The organism is Streptomyces sp. ALI-76-A (genome assembly GCF_030287445.1).
GTDB lineage: Bacteria > Actinomycetota > Actinomycetes > Streptomycetales > Streptomycetaceae > Streptomyces.
The window spans coordinates 3,859,302-3,879,898 of record NZ_JASVWB010000002.1 but is presented as its reverse complement, the minus strand read 5'-3'; the positions used below and the strand labels follow the sequence as shown (position 1 = coordinate 3,879,898).

Sequence of the window (20,597 nt, the reverse complement as noted above, 5' to 3'; positions counted from 1 at the left end):
ACACGTGGCCATGGAGGAGTGAAATGAGGAGCAGCAACCCGGTCTTCTCGCGACGGGGGTTCAGCCGCGACAACGGCTACGCGGGCTTCAACACCGCGCCGCAGGCCGGGGGCGCGGCTGTGGGCACGCAGGGCAACCCGTACGCGCAGCCGCAGGCCGGCAACCCGTACGCGCAGAACCCCTACGCGCAGCAGAACCTTCAGCAGGGCGCGCCGCCGCAGGCACCCGTCACCGCCGGTCGCATGACCATCGACGACGTCATCCTGCGCACCGGCACCACGCTCGGCGTCCTGATCGTCACGGCCACGCTCGCCTGGGCACTGCTGCCCATCGACGACGCGAACATCAGCCGCTCGTACGGCATCGGTATCGGTGCCGCGCTGATCGGCATGGTCCTGGCGCTTGTCCAGTCCTTCAAGCGCAAGGCCTCGCCCGCGCTGATCCTGACGTACGCCGCCTTCGAGGGCGTCTTCCTCGGCGTCCTGTCGAACATCGTCGACAACCGCATCGCCGACGGTGCGGCCATGCAGGCCGTGATCGGCACCATGGCGGTCTTCGCCGGTGTACTGGTGGCGTACAAGGCGGGCTGGATCCGCGTCAACCGCCGGTTCTACGGATTCGTCATGGCGGCCGCGCTCGGCTTCGTCCTGCTGATGATGGTGAACCTGCTGTTCGCGGTCTTCGGCGGCGGTGACGGCCTCGGCTTCCGCAGCGGCCCGCTCGGCATCGTCTTCGGTGTCATCGGCATCCTGCTGGGTGCCTGCTTCCTCGCCCTGGACTTCAAGCAGGTCGAGGACGGCATCGCGTACGGCGCGCCGCGCGAGGAGGCGTGGCTGGCGGCCTTCGGCCTGACGCTGACGCTGGTGTGGATCTACATGGAGTTCCTGAGGATCATCGCGATCCTCAACAGCAGCGACTAGCGCGCCCCGCGCGCGTGAGAGGGCCCCGGGTCACCGACCCGGGGCCCTTCGTCATGGGCGCGCCTAGGCGAATTTGCGCGCGGCCCTCCTCAGGTCGTACTCGTGGATGATCGCCTTCGCGTGGCCGTACGCGAGGTTGTGTTCGTGGCGGAGCCAGCTGACCTTCTCCTCGAAGCGGAAGAGAGCCGGGCCTTCGTCGACGGTGCGCAGCCAGTCGGACACTTCACGACCGGTGCAGTGGGGGATGCGGGCGAGCATGTTGCGGTGGGTCTCCTCGGAGAGGACGTGGGACATCGGCGCCTCCGGACGCAAAGGGGATGTAAGCCGGTCCTTCAGGTCACCGTGCCTGAGGGTTCGCCCGTTGGCAACAGTCGCGGTGGGACGCGTACGCTCGCGGCGTGGTGGATACGACGCGTCTGACCCGAGCGGTGGATCACTTTGCCGACCGTCTGCGGGCCGCCCCGCAGAGTCGGTTGCAGCGGGGGGCCGCCGCGGAGGCCCTGGGACTGGCCAGGGAGTTCGCCCGGTGGGCGCAGGCCGTGGAGGCGCCCGAGGCGGAGCCGCGGGAGATGCCCGACGCCGGGATGTTCGCCGCGGCCGACCAGATCACCGTGGCCGTGCACGATCTGGCGCTGGTGCTCTCCACCGACGCCGAGGTCGAGGACGCGCTGGCGCTGGTCGCGGACGCGCAGAAGCGGGCGGGCGTCTGAGGGCGCCGCGCCCGCCGCGGGCCCGGGGGCGGGCAGTCCCCGCGCCCCGCGGGCGGGGCCGGGGCCCCGCGCCTCACAGGCTCGCTATGACCCGGTCCGCCAGGATGTAGATGCTCTCCTCGCCGCAGGCGAACGTGAGCGTGTACGCGCCGGAGACGCCGGAGCCGCCCAGCAGTATCGGGGTCTCACCCGCGCGCAGCGCCGCTGCCAGGCGTTCCGCCGTCTCACGGTGGCCCGGGGTCATGCAGAGTGTGGTGCCGTCGGCGAAGACGTAGACGTCGAGGGTGCCCAGGGGGCCGGGTCGGACGTCGGCCAGTTCGGTGCCGGAGGCCGCCAGTTCCTCCAGGGTGGCCACCGTGCGCTCGTGGTCGCCCACGACCGGCGACGCGACCGGGACGAAGTCCGGGTGGGAGGGGTGGCGGCGGCGGGCCGCGGCCAGTTCCGGGGAGTCCCCGGCGAACTCGTCGGCGTCCGCGCCGGACTCGGTCACCGCCTCCAGGCCCACGAAGTCGGCCTGCCGGGGCAGGAACATCTCACTGTCCGGCAGTCCCAGCAGCGTGGGCGCCTCCGAGGTGTCCCGGGTCTCCTGGGCGGCCCAGAACGCCCGCGCCTCGGCGAGCTCGCGCTCCCGCTCCTCGGCGAGCGCCTCGGCCACGGCGGCCCGTATCTCGTCGACGTCGCCGGCGGGGCGGGCGGCGGGCACGAAGGTCCGCGCGGCCTTGGCGTTGCCCTTGGCGATCTCGGTGTGCAGGGCGGCGACCTGCCGGCGCAGGACCATGAGGGTGCGCAGGACGGCGACGCCCACGGCACCGGTGGCGGCCGTGGTGACCAGCAAGGCGATCGGCATGGCGCTCACTGACGTACTCCCGGTTCAAAGTCGACCCCCGACTTCCTACATCAGCTTGAAGGGCGGACTAACCCGCTGTCAGTGCGTAACGTCACGAATCGGACATGACTTTGAGCTGGGGGTACCTGGTTGAAGTGGAGGTGACCTGCGTAAATCCCGTCCCGAGGGAGATAGGTCACATCCTGGGGGAGATTGGATCACAAATCGGCCCGGAACCTTGGTGATTCCTGGGTTCCGGGCCGGAGGGTGACGCTGGGTTCCCGTACGGCTACGGGTGGTTGAGCGGGTGGGGCCGTCAGCTCAGGCGCTCGATGACCATCGCCATGCCCTGGCCGCCGCCGACGCACATCGTCTCCAGGCCGAACTGCTTGTCATGGAACTGGAGGGAGTTGATGAGCGTGCCGGTGATGCGGGCGCCGGTCATGCCGAAGGGGTGGCCGACCGCGATGGCGCCGCCGTTGACGTTCAGCTTCTCCAGCGGGATGCCCAGCTCGCGGTAGGAGGGGATCACCTGGGCGGCGAACGCCTCGTTGATCTCGACCAGGTCGATGTCGTCGACGGACAGTCCGGCCCGGCGCAGGGCCTGCTGGGACGCGTCCACCGGGCCGAGGCCCATGATCTCGGGGGAGAGGCCGGAGACGCCGGTGGAGACGATGCGGGCGAGCGGGGTCAGGCCGAGCTCGCGGGCCTTGGTGTCGCTCATGATGACGAGCGCGGCGGCGCCGTCGTTCAGCGGGCAGCAGTTGGCGGCGGTGACCATGCCGTCGGGGCGGAAGACGGGCTTGAGGCCCTGGACGCCGTCCAGGGTGACGCCGGCGCGGGGGCCGTCGTCCTTGGCGACCACCGTGCCGTCGGGGGTGGTGACCGGGGTGATCTCGCGCTCCCAGAAGCCGTTCTTCAGGGCTTCCTCGGCGAGGTTCTGCGAGCGGACGCCGAACTCGTCCATGTCCTGGCGGGTGACGCCCTTCAGGCGGGCCAGGTTCTCGGCGGTCTGGCCCATCGCGATGTAGGCGTCCGGCACCAGGCCGTCCTCGCGCGGGTCGTGCCAGGTGGTGCCCTCCTGCTCCGCGACCGCGGCGGTGCGGGCCTCGGCCTCCGCGAAGAAGGGGTTGTGCGTGTCCGGCAGGCTGTCGGAGTTGCCCTTGACGAAGCGCGAGACCATCTCGACGCCGGCCGAGACGAACACGTCGCCCTCACCGGCCTTGATGGCGTGCAGGGCCATGCGGCTGGTCTGGAGGGACGAGGAGCAGTACCGGGTGACCGTGCAGCCGGGGAGGTGGTCCATGCCCATCTGCACGGCGACGATGCGGCCCAGGTTGTTGCCCTGCTCGCCGCCGGGCAGGCCGCAGCCGAGCATCAGGTCGTCGATGTCCCTCGGGTCCAGCTCGGGGACCTTGGCGAGGGCGGCCTGGATGATCGTGGCGGTGAGGTCGTCAGGGCGCAGGTCCTTGAGGGAGCCCTTGAAGGCGCGGCCGATGGGGGAGCGGGCGGTCGAGACGATCACGGCTTCGGGCATCAACGGCTCCAGTCGGGAAGGGGCGGCGCGCGGCGCCTCGTCGAAGGGATCGGGCGGCGCTGTGTGGGAAGTTACCCGTACGTATGGGCTCGGTCACGGGTATCGCGGTGTGACCCTGGCCGCAGTTTACTAAGCGCTTGCTTTTCCGGCCGGGGGCCGGGAGGGGCGTCCGGGCCGGGGAGGGAGGCGTCCCGCGCCCACCCGGGCCGGGCACGGGTGGGGGCCCCGCCTCGGCGGGGCCCCCGGTGGCGCGCCTCAGGGGGACGGGGTGACCGGGGCCGGGGCCGGCTCGGCCACCGCCACCCGCCGGCGCCGACGCCGCTTGAGCAGTGCCCATGGTCCCTTCGGTCCGCTCGGCATCGCGGCCGCGACCTCCGTGCCGGCCTCCGACGCGGCCTCCGCCGCGGCACGGGCCACCGGCAGGAAACCCTCGCGGCGGGAGGCGTCCGGGCGGTCCTCCTCCGCCGGCCACAGGCCCAGCGCCGCGCAGACCGTCGGCAGCACCGCCATGGCCGCCGTGGCGTACCCCTCCGCGGAGGGGTGGTAGTGGTCGGGTCCGAACAGCTCCCGCGGGTTCGCCTCGAACTCCGGGCCCAGCAGATCGCCCAGCGACACCGTACGGCCGCCCTGCTCCACGGCCCCGATCGTCTGGGCGGCCGCCAGCTGCCGGGAGGCCCGGCGGGCCAGCCAGCGCAACGGCTGCTGCACCGGCTCGATGGTGCCCAGGTCGGGGCAGGTGCCGACCACCACCTCCGCGCCGGCCGTGCGCAGCCGGCGGACCGCCGTCGACAGATGGCGGACCGAGCGGGTGGCCGGCATCCGGTGCGTGACGTCGTTCGCGCCGATCATGATCACGCAGATGTCGGGCACCCGGGCCGGGTCGGACAGCGTCAGGGCCACCTGGCGGTCGAGGTCGTCGGAGGTGGCCCCGGTCAGCGCGACGTTACGCAGTTCCACCGGGCGTTCCGCCACCGCCGCCAGGCCCGACGCCAGCAGCGCGCCCGGGGTCTGGCCGGCCCGGTGGACGCCCTGGCCCGCGGCCGTGGAGTCGCCCAGCATCACCAGACGCAGGGGCGGTTCGTCGGGGACGGTGTAGGCGTGGCCGTACCGTCCCTCCGCCTGAGGGACGTGCGGTGCCGTGCCGCCGTTGCTCACCTGTCGCCTCGCCAGCCGCACCTCCGCCAGCAACAGGCCCACGGCCGCCGCGCCGGCCACACCGATCCCGCCACCGCCGTAAGCGGCACCGGCCGCGATCCGCCGGGCCACCCTCGCCCTCGACATGCTTGTCATGCGTCGCCGCCACCTCCTCGTAGCCCTACATCCACTCCTTGCCCCGTACGGACCGTGGCCCAATCTCAACGGGGAGTGAACGACCGTCACGGATGCCGGGGAAGCCCTAGGCTGGCGGAACAGCCACGACCATTTCTTTTGCAAGCATCCGGAGACAACGGTGCAATTCCACGACTCGATGATCAGCCTCGTCGGCAACACCCCGCTCGTGAGGCTCAACAGCGTGACCAAGGGCATTCGGGCGACCGTCCTGGCCAAGGTGGAGTACTTCAACCCCGGCGGTTCCGTGAAGGACCGCATCGCCCTGCGGATGATCGAGGCCGCGGAGGAGAGCGGCGCGCTCAAGCCCGGGGGCACGATCGTCGAGCCGACCAGCGGGAACACCGGCGTCGGGCTCGCCATCGTGGCGCAGCAGAAGGGGTACAAGTGCATCTTCGTGTGCCCCGACAAGGTGAGCACCGACAAGATCAACGTGCTGCGGGCGTACGGGGCGGAGGTGGTCGTGTGCCCGACCGCCGTGGACCCGGAGCACCCCGACTCCTACTACAACGTCTCCGACCGGCTGGTCCGGGAGACGCCCGGCGCGTGGAAGCCCGACCAGTACTCCAACCCCCACAACCCGCTCTCCCACTACCACTCGACCGGTCCCGAGCTGTGGGAGCAGACCGAGGGGCGGATCACCCACTTCGTGACGGGTGTGGGCACCGGCGGGACCATCTCCGGGACCGGGCGGTATCTGAAGGAAGCCAGCGACGGCCGGGTGCGGGTCGTCGGCGCGGACCCCGAGGGCTCGGTGTACTCGGGCGGCTCCGGGCGGCCGTACCTCGTCGAGGGTGTCGGTGAGGACTTCTGGCCCACCGCCTACGACCGGACCGTCGCCGACGAGATCGTGGCGGTGTCCGACAAGGACTCCTTCCAGATGACCCGGCGGCTGGCCAAGGAGGAGGGGCTGCTGGTGGGCGGCTCCTGCGGGATGGCCGTGGTGGCCGCGCTGCGGGTCGCCGAGCGGCTCGGCGAGGAGGATGTCGTGGTCGTCCTGCTCCCCGACAGCGGCCGCGGCTACCTCAGCAAGATCTTCAACGACGAGTGGATGGCCGACTACGGCTTCCTGGAGGACGAGGGCCCCAGCGCCCGCGTCGGTGACGTGCTGAACGACAAGGAGCACGGGGCCATCCCGTCCCTCGTCCACATGCACCCCGACGAGACCGTCGGCCAGGCCATCGAGGTGCTGCGCGAGTACGGCGTCTCGCAGATGCCGATCGTCAAGCCCGGCGCCGGTCACCCGGACGTCATGGCGGCGGAGGTCGTCGGGTCGGTGGTGGAACGGGAGCTGCTCAACGCGCTGTTCGCCCAGCGGGCCTCGCTGGAGGACCCGCTGGAGAAGCACATGTCGCCGCCGCTGCCGCAGGTCGGCTCCGGCGAGCCGGTCGCGGACCTGATGTCCGTGCTCGGCGCGGCGGACGCGGCGATCGTCCTCGTCGAGGGCAAGCCGACCGGTGTGATCAGTCGGCAGGACCTGCTGGCCTTCCTCGCCAAGGGCGCGAAGTAGCGGGAAACGTCCGGTGAACGGCGCGTGGCCGCGGCGAACTTGCGGCCTTCCGGCCGATCGGTGAACTTCGCGGAAGTGGTACGAGCGCGTCACGTCCACGCAGCACACGCTTAACACGCGTCCGGCACATTGGTGGATGTCGGCAGGGCGGGAGCGGCTCCCCGCCCCCGCCGGCACCCAAACGGCGTCACGGACCTCCGGAGCGGCTCCCGGACCTCCACAGACGCCTGGGACGCGTAAGCCTGGCCCTGACCCGGCCCGCGTCCTTCGCGGGGACCGCCGTCGTCCCGCCCCCCGGTATCGGGGGTGCGGCGGTCCCCGCGCACAACTCTTTCCCGGGGCGGACGCCGGCCCGTGCGGCCCGTCGCCCCACACCCCCCACGGCCCCGTGACATGACACCCGGCGTTCCGTCATCCCCCGCGCCTCTGAAGGCAGTCCACGGGTATCCGCACCGGAGCACGCGATCCGCGGCCGGTCACAGGGATCCGCCCGGGAGTACGCGCGTCCGCGGCACCTCGCACGCACCCGCGCAAGTCCGCGCGTGTCCGCGGCAGTTCGTGGTGCCGCCGTCCGGCAGGCCCGCGGGCGGGAGGTCAGTCCTCCCAGGCGTCGTCCTTGGCGGACTCGCGGTGGCGCCGGCCGCGGAAGAGTTCGGGGTGGGTGCGGGCGGCCTGGAAGGCGTTGACGCCCACGATGCCGGCCCAGGCGACTAGCAGGCCGGGGAGGTGGGCGACACCGCCGCCGATCGCGGACAGCGGGATCGCCAGGATCAGCGAGACGATGCCGAAGCCGAAGCGCTCGCCCCAGGAGTCCGTGGGCTTCGGCGACCGGGAACCCCGGGCCACCACCATCTGCTGCTCGGCCATCTGCCGGCGCACCCGGCGCTCCACGGCGCCGTCGATGCGCTGGTCGACCTTCTCCAGGAACGAGTCGACCAGCGCGGACTCGTACTCGTCGCCCAGCTCCCTGCGGGCCTGGAGGGTGGCGTCGAGTTCCTTCTTGAATTCGGTGTCCCGCGCGTCCATTCCGGTCATGCGGTCCACGGTAGGCAGCGGCCGGACCGACCGCACTGGGGATATCCCCCCTCCTCCGACGCTGGCGGACCCCCGCTCACCCCGTGAGCCCGTGCTGCTTCGCGTACGCGTTCGCCACGTCCTCCGGGTCCTTCTTGTCCTTGTCGACCTGGCGGTTGAGCTCGGTGAGCTGGGCGGTGGTGAGGACGTTGCCGAGGCGGGCGAGCGCCCTGCGCAGGGTGGAGTCGGCCTTGCGGTCGGCGATGAGGGGGACGATGTGCTGACCCGGGATGAGGTTCTTCGGGTCCGACAGCACCACCCAGTCGTTGGCCACGATGTCGGTGTCCGTGGTGAACAGGTTCGCCACGTCCACGTCGCCCTTCTTCAGGGCGCCCTTCACCAGCGGGCCGGAGGAGTCGAGCGACTTGAACTCCTCGAAGCCGACCCCGTAGACGTCCTTCAGGCCGACCACGCCCACCTGGCGGGTCTTCACCTCCGGCGCGGCCCCGATGACCAGCCTGCCGTTCTGCGAGCAGTACCGGCGGGTCTGCGGCGAGCGCGCGGGCGACGCCGACGCGCTGCTGCTGCCCGCCGGAGAGCTGGTGCGGGTAGCGGCGGCCGGACTCGGGGGCGAGGCCGACGGATTCGAGGAGGTCGGCCGCCCGGGCCCGTGCCCTGCGGCGGCCGTGTCCCAGCAGCAGCGGCACGGTGGCGATGTTGTCGAGCACCGTGCGGTGCGGGAAGAGGCCCGACTGCTGGATGACGTATCCGATCGAGCGGCGCAGTTCGGCGGCGTCCTGCCGCTGGACGTCCTTGCCGCCGACCCGGACGGTGCCGGAGGTCGGTTCGACCATCCGGTTGATCATCCGCAGGGTGGTCGTCTTGCCGCAACCGGAGGATCCGACGAGGACGGTCACGCCGCCTTCCGGCATGTCCAGGGAGAGGTCGTGCACTGCGGTCGTGCCGTTGGGGAAGCGCTTGTGGACCGATTCGAACTGGATCATGAGATGTCCCTTGCCCGGCTGTATAACGTCATGCAGAGTTCTCGGTAGGTGAATAGGTTGTCAACGCCTCGACGTTAATCCGAGGTAACGGATGACCGAGAGGCAAGATCCACCGTCCGGTTGAAGGAGGGTTTGGGCTTGATGTCGTCTCAGATCGTGGACCCACCGCGGACTGCGGGTTCTGCCCTCGTGGTCCTCGACGGGGTCGCTCTCGGCGTCGCCGACGTCGTACGCCTCGCCGAAGGGGCCGCGCGGCCGGTCCTCAGGGGCGAGGGGATGCGGCGCGTCGAGGAGTCCTGGGACGCCGCCCGCCGGATCGCCGCGACCGGCCGCGTCTACGGCCGCTCCACCGGCGTGGGCGCCAACCGGAACGAGGACGTGCCCACCGACGCGGCCGCCGAGCACGGCCTGCGGCTGCTGCGCAGCCACGCCGGGGCCATCGGTGAGGAACTGCCCGCCCGGCAGGTGCGCGCGATGCTCGCGGTCCGCGCCAACCAGCTGCTGGCGGGCGGCGCCGGCCTGCGGCCCACCGTCGTCACGGCGCTGTGCGAGGCGCTGGAGAGCGGAACGTACCCCGTCGTCAACGAGTTCGGGTCCGTCGGCACCGGCGACATCGCCGCCCTCGCCCAGGCCGGTCTCGCACTGGCCGGCGAGCACCCCTGGCGGGGGGCGGGCGCCCCCGAGGCCCAGCCGCTCGACAACAACGACGCCCTCGCCTTCATCAGCAGCAACGCCCTCACCCTCGGCCAGTCCGCGCTCGCCCTGCACGAACTGCGCGGACTCCTGGAGGCCACCCAGGTCGTCGGCGCCCTCTCCCTGCTCGCCGTCGACGGCTCGCACGAGGCCTACGCCGCCCCCGTGCACGCCGCCCGCCCGCACCGCGGCTCCAGCGAGGTCGCCCGCCGCATGCGGGAGCTGATCGGCGCCGCCGACCGGCCCACCCCGCCGCTCGGCCGGATCCAGGACCCGTACGGCTTCCGCTGCCTGCCCCAGATCCACGGTCCGGCGCACGACGCGGCCGACGCGCTGGACGGCGTGCTCACGATCGAGATCAACGCCGCCGCCGAGAACCCGCTGATCTGCCCCGAGGATCTGGCCGCCTACCACCACGGCGGCTTCTACCAGGCGCAGCTCGCCCTCGCGCTGGACCACTTCCGGCTGGCCCTGACGCAGGTGGCCCGCCTGTCGACGTCCCGCCTGTCCACCCTGAACGAACCCGCGTTCACCAGGCTGCGGCCCTTCCTCGCCGACCCCGAGCCCGCCTCCTCCGGCGTGATGATCCTGGAGTACGCCGCCGGGGCAGCCCTCGGCGACCTGCGGGCCTTCTCCGCGCCCGCCTCCCTCGGTCACGCTGTACTCTCCCGGGGCGTCGAGGAACAGGCCAGCTTCGCCTCGCTCGCCGCCCGCCAGACACTGCGCGCGTGCGACGCGTACCGTCTCGTCGTCGGCTGCGAACTCGTCGCCGCCGTCCGGGCGTTGCGCCAGCGCGGCCTGCGGCCCGACCCGGAGCTCGGGGTGGGCCGCGCGCTGGACCTCGCCGAGTCGGTGCTCGACGAGGACCCGGCCGACCGGCCGCTCACGCACGACGTGACGGCGGCGGCCGCACTGCTCGACCGGTTCACGGACATCTGGAGGGGGAGCGGGGCATGAGCGCGGACACGAGGACGGGCGCGGTGGACGTGGAGACGGGGGCTGGTGCGGGTGTGCCGGACAGTCCCGCCGCCCGGCTTCAGGCGCTGTTCGAGGGGCACCGGCTGACGCCGACCCAGCGGCGCATCGCCCACAGCATGGTGCGGCGCGCCGTCGACGTGCCGTTCCTTTCCAGCGTGGAACTGGCCGAACTGGCCGGCGTCAGCCAGCCCTCCGTCACCCGCTTCGCGGTCGCCCTCGGCTTCGACGGCTACCCCGCCCTGCGCAGGCACCTGCGCGAGGTCGCGCCCACCGAACAGACGGCGGCCTCGGCGTCCTACAACGAGTACCAGCAGGCCGTCGAGGCCGAGATCGAGAACCTGCGGCATCTCGCGGAGGTGCTGGCCGACCCCCGGCCGGTGCGCAGGGCGGGGCGGCTGCTCGCGGCCTCCCGCCCGCTGGCCGTGCTCGGGCTGCGGGCGGCGGCCTCGCAGGCCTACGGCTTCGCGTACTTCGCCGCCAAGGTCCACCCGGACGTACGGCTGCTCAACGAGGGCGGCACGATGATCCACGACCGGATCGACGCCGCCGTCCGGGCGGGCGCCACCACGCTGCTGTGCTTCGCGCTGCCCCGGCACCCCCGCGAGGTCGTGGACACGCTCACCTACGCCAGGGAGGCGGGGCTGACCGTGGTGACGGTGGCCGACTCCGCCTTCGCGCCGGTCGCCAAGGTGTCCGACCTGCTGCTGCCGGCCGCCGTCGGCACCGGGCTCGCCTTCGACACGGCCTGCGCGCCGATGCTGCTGGGCCGGGTCCTGCTGGAGGCGATGTGCGACGACCTGCCGGACGCGCAGGCCCGGCTGGAGGAGTTCGACGCGAAGGCGGCGGCGCGGGGGCTGTTCGTGGAGTGACGGCGACCGGGGCGCCTTCTCAGACTCGTCTCACGTTCTGCCGATAATCTTCCCGACGGTCTGTCCGACGCCGGACATGACGCGGAAAATGCTGTCGGGCAGGAGTGCCGGAGCGACGAGGAGGCGGAACGTGGCACGCGGGGATCGCAGAGCGCAGGGACTGGCTCGGGTGGCCGTCGTCGTACGGGCCGGAGCCGCGCCGATGTGGTGGCTCGGGGTATTGGCGGCGGGGACCGGACTGTCGGTGCCGGGCATCACCGGACGGCGGATCGGAGTGCTGGCCGGGGCCGCGCTGTTCCTGGTCAGCGCGGCCGTCGTGACGTACGCCCGCCGCAGGCGGTACGTCGAACTGGCCCGCCAGGCCGCCCGCGCGAGCAAGCACGACGTGCTCCAGGACCGCGCGGTGAGCGCCCGCGCCTGGCGCCGGGGGCACCGCTGGTGGTTGCTGCTGGCCTTCCTCGCCGCGCTGGGCAGCGCCTTCGCCGTGCCCGCCGCCGGGGGCATGCTGCTCGCCGGGTGCGGCGCCGGACTGCGGTGGAAGGCCGCCTGGCTCGGACGGCGCGAACAGGCCGGGGACGCGCTGCTGTGGGTGCGGGTGGACTGGCTCTCCCGGAACGGCGGACGCCCCGCCGGGAAGGCGGTCAGGGCCTACCGCAGCACGGGCATCGCGGCCGGCGACGCGGCCCCGGGCGGGGCCCGCCGCCGCACCGCGGCACTCGTCTAGGGCCGCGGCGGGCGACGTCGGCCCGTCAAGGAGCGGCGTCCGGCGCGGCGTCCGGCGTGTGTTCCCGGTGTGCCGGCCGGACGTCCTGGTACGGGACGTTACGTCGGCTTTCGGCCGGTGCGGCGAGCGGGGGCACCTCCCACGCCCTCAAGGCGGTGGGGGAGCCGTGCCGGGCGTCACGGCGGGGCCGACATCGCCTGCCGTGGCACTGGTCAGACCTCCAGCTCCTCCTCGATCCTGCGCAGCTGGTGGCGGGCCATCGCCAGGTTGGACCGCTTGGCGTCGAGCACCAGGTAGAGGAAGAGCCCGTTGCCGCCCCGGCCGCTCATCAGGCGGATCAGGTGGTACTGGTCGGACAGGGTGATCAGGATGTCCTCGATCTGGCCCTTGAGCCCGAGGTGCTCCATGGTGCGCAGCTTGGCGCGGACGACGTCGGTGTTGCCGGCGGCGGCGACGTTCAGGTCGAAGGTCTTGCTGCCGCCCAACGTGCCCAGCGCCATGCCGCTGGTGTAGTCGACGAGCGCGACGCCGGTGGCGCCCTCGATGGAGGCGAGTGCCTCTTTCAGCGCGGTTTCGGTGTTGGCCATGACGGTTCCTCGGTTCCTCTCAACTTTCGGTGGTGCGCGCCGCCGTCGGTGCGGCGGGCGTCTCGGGGGCCGCGGTACGGGGCTCGGCGGCCGGGACCCGGGCCTCGGCGGGCTTCGCCCGGGAGGCTCGGGTGGCTCTGGTGCGAGGGATGGCGGGCTTGGCCGGGACCTTCGCGGGCGGCTTGGCCGGGGGCGCCGTGGCTGCCTCGACCAGTTCCGCGATGCGGGCCCCGGCCCGGCGGCCCTCCAGGTGCAGGCGGCCGACGTTGACGCGGTCCTGGGCGAGCAGGGTCAGCAGGGCGGTGCGGCCCGCCGTGTACGTGGCCACGTAGCCGTACACCCCGCGGACGAGCAGCTCGCGGACCTCGCCCTGGCCGGTCGCGTCGGTGAGCTGCGTGGCGAGGTCGAGGGCGGTGGTGGTGAGCGCGGCCACCGCGCGCGGGTCGACGCCGGGGGTGTCCTGGGCGAGGACGAGACCGTCGGATCCGGCCGCCACGGCGCCGGTGAGCTGGGGCACGCGGGCTCTGAGCCGGCGCAGCTCCTCCAGGATGTCGGCCTCCGCTGCCATCAGGTCTCTCCTCTCGGCGCGGGTCCACTGCCGTTCAAAGGGCCTCCAGCGCATCCCTGAGCCTCTTCAGCAACGTGATGTGGGGATCGGCGAGATAGGGGTCGGTGAGGTAGGGGGCGGGGACGTGGGGCTCGGCGGGGCGGGGTTCGGTGAGGTGGGGCTCCGTGAGGTGGGGCTCGGACTGGTGGGGATCGCCGAGGCGGGGCTCGGTGGCCCGCGGCGGTGGTTCCACGGAGGGCTCCGGCCGGGGCGCGACCACACCCGCCGCGGCCAGCCGCCGCACGTCCACCAGCGTGTGGAACGCCGGACGGCCCAGCTCCCGCGCGATGTCCGCCGCCGTCCGGACCTCGTCCAGGCGGTCCAGGACCGCGCGCTGGCGGGCGCTGGACGCCGGGGGAGCTGGGCGCCGCGCGCGGACCAGGGGCGCCTCGTCCGTGGCCGGATCGGCCCAGATGCGGTGCAGCACGTCGCGGCGGCGCAGGGTCTCGCGCTCCAGGGCGGCCACCGGCACCGGGCACGGACAGCCGGGCCCCTCCCCGCTGACGTAGCGGAAGCGGCCCGGGGTGCTGCTGGGCGCGAGCGCGAAGTACGCCGCGTCGTACAGCGCCACGAGCCGGCACACGTCCAGCGCGCCCGGGGCGAGGTGCCCGCCGTCGACCAGGAGGTGGCCCGCCCGGTGCCGGTCGCCGGTCTCGGTCAGCGCCCGCTGCCAGGCGCCCGCGTCGAGCGTGCCCCGGGCGGTGAGCAGGACGTCGAGGCCGGGCGCGGACGGGCTCTCGGCGTGCACCACCCGGCCCTCGGCCAGTTGCAGTGTGCCCCGCTCGCGGACGAGGACGCCGGTGGCCCGCTCGGCCGCGAGCCGGGTCAGCATCGGGGAGACGCCGCCCCAGCCCCGGTCCCGGGCCGCCGCCTTGTCCCGCACGGGCAGCCGGGGCGGTGGTGTGGTCCGCACGGCCGTCATCCCAGCACCAGCCGTCCGGCCATCTCGCCCAGCCGGATCCGGGCCAGCGCGAGATTGCCGTCGGCGCGGGCCAGCCACAGGTGCAGGCACACGCTGCTGTCGAAGGACGTCGGCACGAACCGCAGCACGTGGTAGCTGTCCCGGTTGCTGATGATGAGGTCCTCGACCGGCGGTCCGTCGCCGTCGTCTCCTTCCCCGCCGGGGTCGGGTGCGAAGGCGCGCTGCTCGGCGGCCAGCCGGGCGAGTTCGGCGGCCTCCACCGCGGCCGCCTCCTGGTCGCCGCCCGGGGACTCCCCGACGGTGCCCAGGGCCAGTCCGCTCGTCCAGTCGACCAGTGCGGCGCCCCGGGCACCGGGCAGTCGCATGGCTTCCAGCAGGCACTCGTCGATTCCGGGCACCGTGGCTCCCCTCCCGCCTGGGGTTCGGCTGAGTGACGCCGAAACTACGCAACGTGTGGGAGAGGAGTGAGCGTTCTGGCATTTTCCGGTGGAACATGCGGCGACTGACTAAGGTAGGTCAACTTGCCTGTTCACAAACCCAGTTGATCAGCAGTTCCCCCGGCGTGCGTCAACGGCGCCGGGGTGCGTCGAGGATGGTGAGCGCGTCGGTGTGCGCCCCTCCGGACTCCGCCACGATCTCCTCGACGGTCTGCGCCTCACGCACGGTCGCGAAGACCACGCCCCCGGCCCCGTCCCGGACGAAGCCGTGGATCCCGGGCCGCGCCAGGGAGTTGTACGCGTAGTGGTGGGCGAAGTAGTACGCGCCCGTGTCCAGCGCCGCCGCGTAGTCGCCCTGCGCCAGCAGCGGCAGCGGATACCCCCGGGCCAGCAGGTCGCCCGCGAAGCACGCCGGACCGGCGACGTCCTGCACCACCTCGGGCCCCTCCTTCCGCCGCCCCTTGCCGTCGTACGCGGCGATCCGCAACGGCCACGCCCCCGGCGCGTACACCGTCCGCGTCGCCACCTGCACCCCCGCGTGCGTCACCGCCACCGGCCGCCCGCCCGCGCTCTTCGCGTACTCCACCCGGGCCACCACCGTCCCGTGCTCGGCCAGCAGCGACCGCCCGAACTCGGTCACCAGCCCGTAGCGCCCGTCGAGCAGCCCCGGCACCGTCCGCTTCAGCACCCGCGCGTACTCCGCGAACGTCGGAGCCGTCTCGTCCGACGCGAAGTTCACCGGCAGCCCGCCGCCGATGTCGATGGTGTCGATCTGCGGCCGCCCGATCCGCCGGTTGATCTCCTCCGCGAGCCGGTACGTCTCCGCCACGCCCTCGGCCATCAGCGCCAGCGGGATGCCCTGCGACCCGGTGTGCGCGTGCAGCCGGGAGAGCCAGGGGCGCTCGGCGTACGCCCGCACCACCCATGCGCGCGCCCCTTCGTCCCGCAGCGCCACCCCGAACTTCGAGGTCGCCGTGGCGGTGGACAGGGCCTCGATGGAACCACCGCCGACCTGCGGGTTCACCCGGATCCCGAGGCGGGAGCGGCTGGGCGCCGACCGCATCATCGCGTCGATGCGGTGCAGTTCCTGAGGGTTGTCGGCGTTGACCGCGATCCCGAGCGCCAGCGCCTCCCGCAGCTCGGCCGGTGTCTTGGCGGGCGAGTCCAGGACCGTCCGGGCCGGCGCCAGCCCCGCCGCCCGCGCCAGCGCCAGCTCGCCCGGGCTCGCCACCTCCGCCCCGAGCCCCTCCTCCCGCAGCAGCCGCAGCACCGGCACCAGCGGGGTCGCCTTCACCGCGAAGGCGTGCAGCACGGGCGTCCCGGGCGCGGTGACCTCCTCGAAGGCCGCCCGCAGCCGCGCCGCCGACTCCCGGATGCCGGTGACGTCGAGCAGGCCGACGAGGGGCGAGCCGGGGCCCAGCAGTCCCTGCTCCACGGCCGCGCGGACCGCCTCGTCCCGGCGGGCCGCCCGCTCGCCGCCGGTGCCGCTCCCGTGCCGCTCGTGGGTGTCGCTCACCACGTCCCCCGTCAGGTCGGTGTCCTCGCCCATGCGTCCAGCCAAACACCCCTCGGGCGGCCCTGCCGAGGGCCCTCGCTATTGACTAGCTCTATTCAGGAAGTCAGGATGTGAATAACGGCAGCAACAATCCGCTGGGAGGCAGACCATGTCAGGACCCCGCCCCGTCCGAGCGGCACGCGGTACGGAACTGAGCGCCCTGGGATGGCAGCAGGAAGCCGCCCTGCGGATGCTGCAGAACAACCTCGACCCCGAGGTCGCCGAACACCCCGACAAGCTCGTCGTCTACGGCGGCACGGGCAAGGCGGCCCGGGACTGGCGCTCCTTCGACGCGATGGTCCGCACGCTGCGGACGCTGAAGCAGGACGAGACCATGCTCGTCCAGTCCGGCCGGCCCGTCGGTGTCATGCAGACCCACGAGTGGGCGCCCCGCGTGCTGATCGCCAACTCGAACCTGGTCGGCGACTGGGCGAACTGGGACGAGTTCCGGCGTCTGGAGCAGCTGGGACTGACCATGTACGGGCAGATGACCGCCGGCTCCTGGATCTACATCGGCACCCAGGGCATCCTCCAGGGCACCTACGAGACCTTCGCCGCCGTCGCCGCGAAGAAGTTCGGCGGCACCCTCGCCGGGACGATCACCCTGACCGCCGGCCTCGGCGGCATGGGCGGCGCGCAGCCGCTCGCGGTGACCATGAACGACGGCGTCGCCATCTGCGTCGACTGCGACCCGCGTGCCATCGAGCGCCGCATCGAGCACCGCTACCTCGATGTGAGGGCCGACTCCCTGGAGCACGCCCTCCAGCTCGCCGTCGAGGCCCGCGACGCCCGGCGTCCGCTCTCCATCGGCCTGCTCGGCAACGCGGCCGAACTGCTCCCGCGCATGCTCGCCGAGGGCGCTCCCGTCGACATCGTCACCGACCAGACCTCGGCGCACGACCCGCTGGCCTACCTGCCGACGGGCGTCGACTTCGACGACATGGCCTCGGCCGCGGCCAAGGACCCGGCGGGCTTCACCACCCGCGCCCGGGAGTCGATGGCCCGGCACGTCGAGGCGATGGTCGGCTTCATGGACGCCGGCGCGGAGGTCTTCGACTACGGCAACTCGATCCGCGGCGAGGCTCAACTCGCCGGGTACGACCGGGCGTTCGCCTTCCCCGGGTTCGTCCCCGCCTACATCCGGCCGCTGTTCTGCGAGGGCAAGGGCCCCTTCCGCTGGGCGGCCCTGTCGGGCGACCCGGCCGACATCGCCAGGACCGACAGGGCGATGCTCGACCTGTTCCCCGAGAACGAGTCCCTCGCCCGCTGGATCAAGCTGGCCGGTGAGCGGGTCCACTTCCAGGGTCTGCCGGCCCGGATCTGCTGGCTCGGCTACGGCGAGCGGGACAAGGCCGGCGAGCGGTTCAACGACATGGTCGCGAGCGGTGAGCTGGCGGCGCCGCTGGTGATCGGCCGCGACCACCTCGACTCCGGTTCGGTGGCGTCCCCCTACCGGGAGACCGAGGCCATGCTCGACGGGTCCGACGCCATCGCCGACTGGCCCCTGCTGAACGCCATGGTGAACGTGGCGTCCGGTGCGTCCTGGGTGTCCATCCACCACGGGGGAGGCGTCGGCATGGGGCGGTCCCTCCATGCCGGGCAGGTGACCGTGGCCGACGGTACGAAGCTGAGCGGCGAGAAGGTCCGGCGGGTGCTGACGAACGACCCGGGCATGGGCGTCATCCGGCACGTCGACGCGGGGTACGACATCGCGGAGTCGGTCGCGGACGAGCGCGGTGTCCGGGTCCCGATGCGCGAGGGTGACGACGCGTGACCTTCCACAGCATGTGGGCGGAGCTGCTGCCGATCGGCCGCAGCGCCGCCTCCGGCGGCTACCGCCGCTTCGCCTGGACCGGTGCCGACGCCGAGTGCCGGGCCTGGTTCAGGGGACAGGCCGAGGCGCGGGGGCTGACGTACGAACTCGACCGGAACGGGAACCAGTGGGCCTGGCTCGGCGACCCCGCCGAAGGGGACGCGGTCGTCACCGGTTCGCATCTCGACTCGGTGCCGGACGGCGGCGCCTTCGACGGGCCCCTCGGGGTCGTCTCCTCCTTCGCCGCGCTCGACGAACTGCGCGCGCGGGACGTCACCTTCACCAAGCCGCTCGCGATCGTCAACTTCGGCGACGAGGAGGGCGCCCGCTTCGGGCTCGCCTGTGTCGGGTCCCGGCTGACCGCCGGGCAGCTCGGCGTCGAGCAGGCGCACCGGCTGACCGACGGTGACGGGATCACACTGCGGCGGGCCATGGAGGCCGCCGGACACGACCCCGACGCCATCGGGCCCGACCCGGAGCGGCTCTCCCGCATCGGCGCCTTCGTCGAGCTGCACGTGGAACAGGGCCGGGCGCTGGACCTCAGCGGCGACCGGGTCGGCGTCGCCAGCGCCATCTGGCCGCACGGACGGTGGCGGTTCGACTTCCGGGGCGAGGCCAACCACGCCGGCACCACCCGGCTGGTGGACCGGCGGGACCCGATGCTGCCCTACGCCGAGACGGTCCTCGCGGCCCGCAGAGAGGCGCGACTCGCCGGCGCCGTCGCCACCTTCGGCAAGATCGCCGTCGAGCCCAACGGCGTCAACGCCGTCCCCTCGCTGGTGCGCGGCTGGCTCGACTCCCGTGCCGCCGACCAGGCGAGCCTGGACCTCGTGGTCGACGGGATCGAGAAGGCCGCCCGCGAGTACGCCGCCGCGCACGGCGTGGACCTCGACGTGGTCCGCGAGTCGTTCACGCCCGTCGTCGAGTTCGACCACGCCCTGCGCGACGAACTCGCCCGCGTCCTGGGCAGGAGCACCGACCTGACGGTCCCCGTCCTCGGCACCGGCGCGGGACACGACGCCGGGATCCTCTCCGCGAGCGTCCCGACCGCCATGCTGTTCGTGCGCAACCCCACCGGCGTCTCGCACTCCCCGGCCGAGTCCGCCGCCGAGGACGACTGTGTGGCCGGGGTGCTCGCACTCGCCGACGTACTGGAAGGGCTGGCCTGCAGGTGACCCACCCCCACGCACGGACGTACTGGCTGGAGCACGCCTGGCTCGGGACCCACGTCGAGCCGGGCGTGGCCGTGGACACGGCGGACGGCCGCGTCACCGCCGTCCGCACCGGCACCCCCGCCCCGCCGCCCGGTGCCGAGGTGCTCCGCGGGCTGACGCTCCCGGGCCTCGCGAACGCCCACTCGCACGCCTTCCACCGTGCCCTGCGCGGCACCGTCCAGGTCGGCTCCGGCACCTTCTGGACCTGGCGCGAGGTCATGTACTCCGTCGCCGACCGGCTGACCCCGGAGACCTACCACCAGCTGGCCCGCGCGGTCTACGCCGAGATGGCGCTGGCCGGCGTCACCGCCGTCGGCGAGTTCCACTACGTGCACCACGCCCCGGGCGGCACCCCCTACGCCGATCGCAACGCGATGGGCGAGGCGCTCGTCGAGGCCGCCGCCGACGCCGGCATCCGCATCACCCTCCTCGACACCGCCTACCTCTCCGCCGGCTTCGGCCGGGCCCCCGACGCCCACCAGCTCCGCTTCTCCGACGGAAGCGCGGAGGCGTGGGCCGAACGCTGTTCAGTTCTCAAGGAACGGGATCACGCGCGGATCGGAGCGGCCATCCACTCCGTACGGGCCGTGCCCGCCGGGCAGTTGGCGACCGTGGCGCGGTGGGCCGAGGAGCGGCGGGCCCCGCTCCACGTCCACCTGTCGGAGCAGACCGCCGAGAACGACGCCTGCCGCGAGGCCCACGGGTGCACGCCGACCCAGCTGCTCGCCGAGCACGGCGTGCTGGGGCGGCGCACCACCGGTGTCCACAACACCCATCTCACCGACGAGGACATCGCCCTGATCGGCGGCAGCGGCACCGGCACCTGCATGTGCCCGACGACCGAACGGGACCTCGCCGACGGCATCGGCCCCGCCGTCGCGCTGCGGAAGGCGGGCTCCCCGCTGTCCCTCGGCTCGGACAGCCACGCCGTGATCGACCTGCTCGAAGAGGCCCGCGCGATGGAGCTGAACGAGCGCCTGCGCAGCCGCACCCGCGGCCACTGGACCGCCGCCGCCCTGCTGCGGGCCGCCTCCGCCGACGGTCACGCGGCCCTCGGCTGGGACGCGGCGGGCACCATCGAGCCCGGCGCGCTCGCCGACCTCACCACGGTCGCGCTCGACTCGGTCAGGACAGCGGGGCCGCTGCCCAGGCTCGGCGCCGAGACGGCCGTATTCGCGGCGACGGCAGCGGACGTACGGCACACGGTCGTGGGCGGACGGCATGTCGTACGCGACGGGGCGCACACGCTGGTCCCCGACGTGCCGCAGGCCCTCGTCCGGGCCGTCGAAGCCCTGCGCGCCTGACACCCGCCCACGCCGGCGACGCCCCCCACGCCCCCCACGCCCAC

Annotated in this window: 19 protein-coding genes and 2 pseudogenes; 9 read left to right on the top strand and 12 right to left on the bottom strand. The window is 73.1% G+C overall.

Annotated elements, in window-relative coordinates; all coding sequences use genetic code 11:
- The first annotated feature begins 23 nt into the window (after positions 1-23).
- Entirely contained in the window at positions 24-920 is an 897-nt protein-coding gene (locus QQS16_RS18180; RefSeq protein ID WP_286062881.1) for a Bax inhibitor-1/YccA family protein, read from the top strand.
- Between the two features lie 63 nt (positions 921-983).
- On the opposite strand, the gene QQS16_RS18175 is transcribed toward QQS16_RS18180, so the two are convergent.
- Positions 984-1,214, bottom strand: coding sequence for a DUF4287 domain-containing protein (locus tag QQS16_RS18175; protein ID WP_286062880.1), 231 nt, complete (start codon positions 1,212-1,214; stop codon positions 984-986).
- A gap of 104 nt (positions 1,215-1,318) precedes the next feature.
- On the opposite strand from QQS16_RS18175, the gene QQS16_RS18170 reads away from it, so the two are divergent.
- A complete protein-coding gene (locus QQS16_RS18170) occupies positions 1,319-1,630 on the top strand; it encodes a hypothetical protein (protein ID WP_286062878.1) in 312 nt (103 codons plus the stop codon).
- A 73-nt stretch (positions 1,631-1,703) separates the two neighbouring features.
- Here the strand turns inward: QQS16_RS18170 and QQS16_RS18165 are convergent, their stop codons facing one another.
- From QQS16_RS18165 to QQS16_RS18155, 3 genes are all read right to left on the bottom strand, one after another.
- Positions 1,704-2,486 carry a hypothetical protein gene (locus tag QQS16_RS18165; protein WP_286062876.1) on the bottom strand — a complete coding sequence of 261 codons (783 nt, stop codon included), beginning with the start codon at positions 2,484-2,486 and terminating at the stop codon, positions 1,704-1,706.
- A gap of 286 nt (positions 2,487-2,772) precedes the next feature.
- On the bottom strand, positions 2,773-3,993 hold the full coding sequence (locus QQS16_RS18160; protein ID WP_286062874.1) for an acetyl-CoA C-acetyltransferase: 1,221 nt from the start codon (positions 3,991-3,993) through the stop codon (positions 2,773-2,775).
- 255 nt (positions 3,994-4,248) lie between these two features.
- The gene (locus QQS16_RS18155; RefSeq protein ID WP_286062873.1) at positions 4,249-5,283 is read right to left on the bottom strand and encodes an SGNH/GDSL hydrolase family protein; all 1,035 of its coding nucleotides are present in this window, start codon (positions 5,281-5,283) and stop codon (positions 4,249-4,251) included.
- Positions 5,284-5,443: 160 nt separating this feature from the next.
- Here QQS16_RS18155 and QQS16_RS18150 point away from each other — a divergent pair, with 160 nt between their 5' ends.
- On the top strand, positions 5,444-6,832 hold the full coding sequence (locus tag QQS16_RS18150; RefSeq protein ID WP_286062872.1) for a cystathionine beta-synthase: 1,389 nt from the start codon (positions 5,444-5,446) through the stop codon (positions 6,830-6,832).
- Between the two features lie 594 nt (positions 6,833-7,426).
- Here QQS16_RS18150 and QQS16_RS18145 read toward each other — a convergent pair.
- The 3 genes and pseudogenes from QQS16_RS18145 to QQS16_RS18135 all read right to left on the bottom strand — a co-directional run.
- Entirely contained in the window at positions 7,427-7,858 is a 432-nt protein-coding gene (locus tag QQS16_RS18145) for a hypothetical protein (protein ID WP_286066369.1), read from the bottom strand.
- 85 nt (positions 7,859-7,943) lie between these two features.
- Positions 7,944-8,375, bottom strand: a pseudogene (locus tag QQS16_RS18140) (glycine betaine ABC transporter substrate-binding protein); the annotation flags it as partial.
- A pseudogene (locus QQS16_RS18135) lies at positions 8,359-8,850 on the bottom strand (ATP-binding cassette domain-containing protein); the annotation flags it as partial. The pseudogenes QQS16_RS18140 and QQS16_RS18135, both read right to left, overlap by 17 nt.
- 141 nt (positions 8,851-8,991) lie before the next feature.
- Here QQS16_RS18135 and QQS16_RS18130 point away from each other — a divergent pair.
- From QQS16_RS18130 to QQS16_RS18120, 3 genes are all read left to right on the top strand, one after another.
- Positions 8,992-10,500: an aromatic amino acid ammonia-lyase gene (locus QQS16_RS18130; protein WP_286062870.1), complete on the top strand. Its 1,509-nt coding sequence runs from the start codon at positions 8,992-8,994 to the stop codon at positions 10,498-10,500.
- Positions 10,497-11,390 carry a MurR/RpiR family transcriptional regulator gene (locus QQS16_RS18125; RefSeq protein ID WP_286062868.1) on the top strand — a complete coding sequence of 298 codons (894 nt, stop codon included), beginning with the start codon at positions 10,497-10,499 and terminating at the stop codon, positions 11,388-11,390. Before QQS16_RS18130 ends, QQS16_RS18125 begins: the two co-directional genes overlap by 4 nt.
- A 130-nt stretch (positions 11,391-11,520) precedes the next feature.
- Complete coding sequence (locus QQS16_RS18120; RefSeq protein ID WP_286062867.1) at positions 11,521-12,114, top strand: hypothetical protein; 594 nt, start codon at positions 11,521-11,523, stop codon at positions 12,112-12,114.
- A gap of 212 nt (positions 12,115-12,326) precedes the next feature.
- Here the strand turns inward: QQS16_RS18120 and QQS16_RS18115 are convergent, their stop codons facing one another.
- The 5 genes from QQS16_RS18115 to QQS16_RS18095 form a co-directional block, all read right to left on the bottom strand.
- Positions 12,327-12,701 (bottom strand): roadblock/LC7 domain-containing protein, encoded by a 375-nt coding sequence (locus QQS16_RS18115; RefSeq protein WP_286062866.1) that lies wholly within the window; start codon positions 12,699-12,701, stop codon positions 12,327-12,329.
- Between the two features lie 19 nt (positions 12,702-12,720).
- The gene (locus tag QQS16_RS18110) at positions 12,721-13,269 is read right to left on the bottom strand and encodes a roadblock/LC7 domain-containing protein (RefSeq protein WP_286062864.1); all 549 of its coding nucleotides are present in this window, start codon (positions 13,267-13,269) and stop codon (positions 12,721-12,723) included.
- A gap of 34 nt (positions 13,270-13,303) precedes the next feature.
- The gene (locus tag QQS16_RS18105) at positions 13,304-14,230 is read right to left on the bottom strand and encodes a hypothetical protein (RefSeq protein WP_286062862.1); all 927 of its coding nucleotides are present in this window, start codon (positions 14,228-14,230) and stop codon (positions 13,304-13,306) included.
- Positions 14,227-14,628 (bottom strand): hypothetical protein, encoded by a 402-nt coding sequence (locus QQS16_RS18100; RefSeq protein WP_286062861.1) that lies wholly within the window; start codon positions 14,626-14,628, stop codon positions 14,227-14,229. Before QQS16_RS18100 ends, QQS16_RS18105 begins: the two co-directional genes overlap by 4 nt.
- Positions 14,629-14,797: 169 nt before the next feature.
- The gene (locus tag QQS16_RS18095; protein WP_286062859.1) at positions 14,798-16,216 is read right to left on the bottom strand and encodes a type III PLP-dependent enzyme domain-containing protein; all 1,419 of its coding nucleotides are present in this window, start codon (positions 16,214-16,216) and stop codon (positions 14,798-14,800) included.
- A gap of 115 nt (positions 16,217-16,331) precedes the next feature.
- On the opposite strand from QQS16_RS18095, the gene hutU reads away from it, so the two are divergent.
- Genes hutU through QQS16_RS18080 form a run of 3 tightly spaced genes read left to right on the top strand, consistent with a single transcriptional unit; the run spans position 16,332 to position 20,553 of the window.
- Complete coding sequence (hutU, locus tag QQS16_RS18090; RefSeq protein WP_286062857.1) at positions 16,332-17,996, top strand: urocanate hydratase; 1,665 nt, start codon at positions 16,332-16,334, stop codon at positions 17,994-17,996.
- 11 nt (positions 17,997-18,007) lie between these two features.
- Positions 18,008-19,210 carry an allantoate amidohydrolase gene (locus QQS16_RS18085; protein ID WP_286066368.1) on the top strand — a complete coding sequence of 401 codons (1,203 nt, stop codon included), beginning with the start codon at positions 18,008-18,010 and terminating at the stop codon, positions 19,208-19,210.
- Positions 19,207-20,553 carry a formimidoylglutamate deiminase gene (locus QQS16_RS18080; RefSeq protein ID WP_286062855.1) on the top strand — a complete coding sequence of 449 codons (1,347 nt, stop codon included), beginning with the start codon at positions 19,207-19,209 and terminating at the stop codon, positions 20,551-20,553. The genes QQS16_RS18085 and QQS16_RS18080 overlap by 4 nt, the downstream gene beginning before the upstream one ends.
- The last annotated feature ends 44 nt before the right edge of the window (positions 20,554-20,597 follow it).

Bases quoted from the DNA above. Each gene is read 5' to 3' on its own strand.
- QQS16_RS18095 (WP_286062859.1), bottom strand. From the start codon at position 16,216: ATGGGCGAGGACACCGACCTGACGGGGGACGTGGTGAGCGACACCCAC.
- QQS16_RS18145 (WP_286066369.1), bottom strand. From the start codon at position 7,858: ATGGACGCGCGGGACACCGAATTCAAGAAGGAACTCGACGCCACCCTC.
- QQS16_RS18115 (WP_286062866.1), bottom strand. From the start codon at position 12,701: ATGGCCAACACCGAAACCGCGCTGAAAGAGGCACTCGCCTCCATCGAG.
- QQS16_RS18160 (WP_286062874.1), bottom strand. From the start codon at position 3,993: ATGCCCGAAGCCGTGATCGTCTCGACCGCCCGCTCCCCCATCGGCCGC.
- QQS16_RS18155 (WP_286062873.1), bottom strand. From the start codon at position 5,283: ATGACAAGCATGTCGAGGGCGAGGGTGGCCCGGCGGATCGCGGCCGGT.
- QQS16_RS18130 (WP_286062870.1), top strand. From the start codon at position 8,992: ATGTCGTCTCAGATCGTGGACCCACCGCGGACTGCGGGTTCTGCCCTC.
- QQS16_RS18180 (WP_286062881.1), top strand. From the start codon at position 24: ATGAGGAGCAGCAACCCGGTCTTCTCGCGACGGGGGTTCAGCCGCGAC.
- QQS16_RS18105 (WP_286062862.1), bottom strand. From the start codon at position 14,230: ATGACGGCCGTGCGGACCACACCACCGCCCCGGCTGCCCGTGCGGGAC.
- QQS16_RS18125 (WP_286062868.1), top strand. From the start codon at position 10,497: ATGAGCGCGGACACGAGGACGGGCGCGGTGGACGTGGAGACGGGGGCT.
- QQS16_RS18085 (WP_286066368.1), top strand. From the start codon at position 18,008: ATGTGGGCGGAGCTGCTGCCGATCGGCCGCAGCGCCGCCTCCGGCGGC.
- hutU (WP_286062857.1), top strand. From the start codon at position 16,332: ATGTCAGGACCCCGCCCCGTCCGAGCGGCACGCGGTACGGAACTGAGC.
- QQS16_RS18175 (WP_286062880.1), bottom strand. From the start codon at position 1,214: ATGTCCCACGTCCTCTCCGAGGAGACCCACCGCAACATGCTCGCCCGC.
- QQS16_RS18110 (WP_286062864.1), bottom strand. From the start codon at position 13,269: ATGGCAGCGGAGGCCGACATCCTGGAGGAGCTGCGCCGGCTCAGAGCC.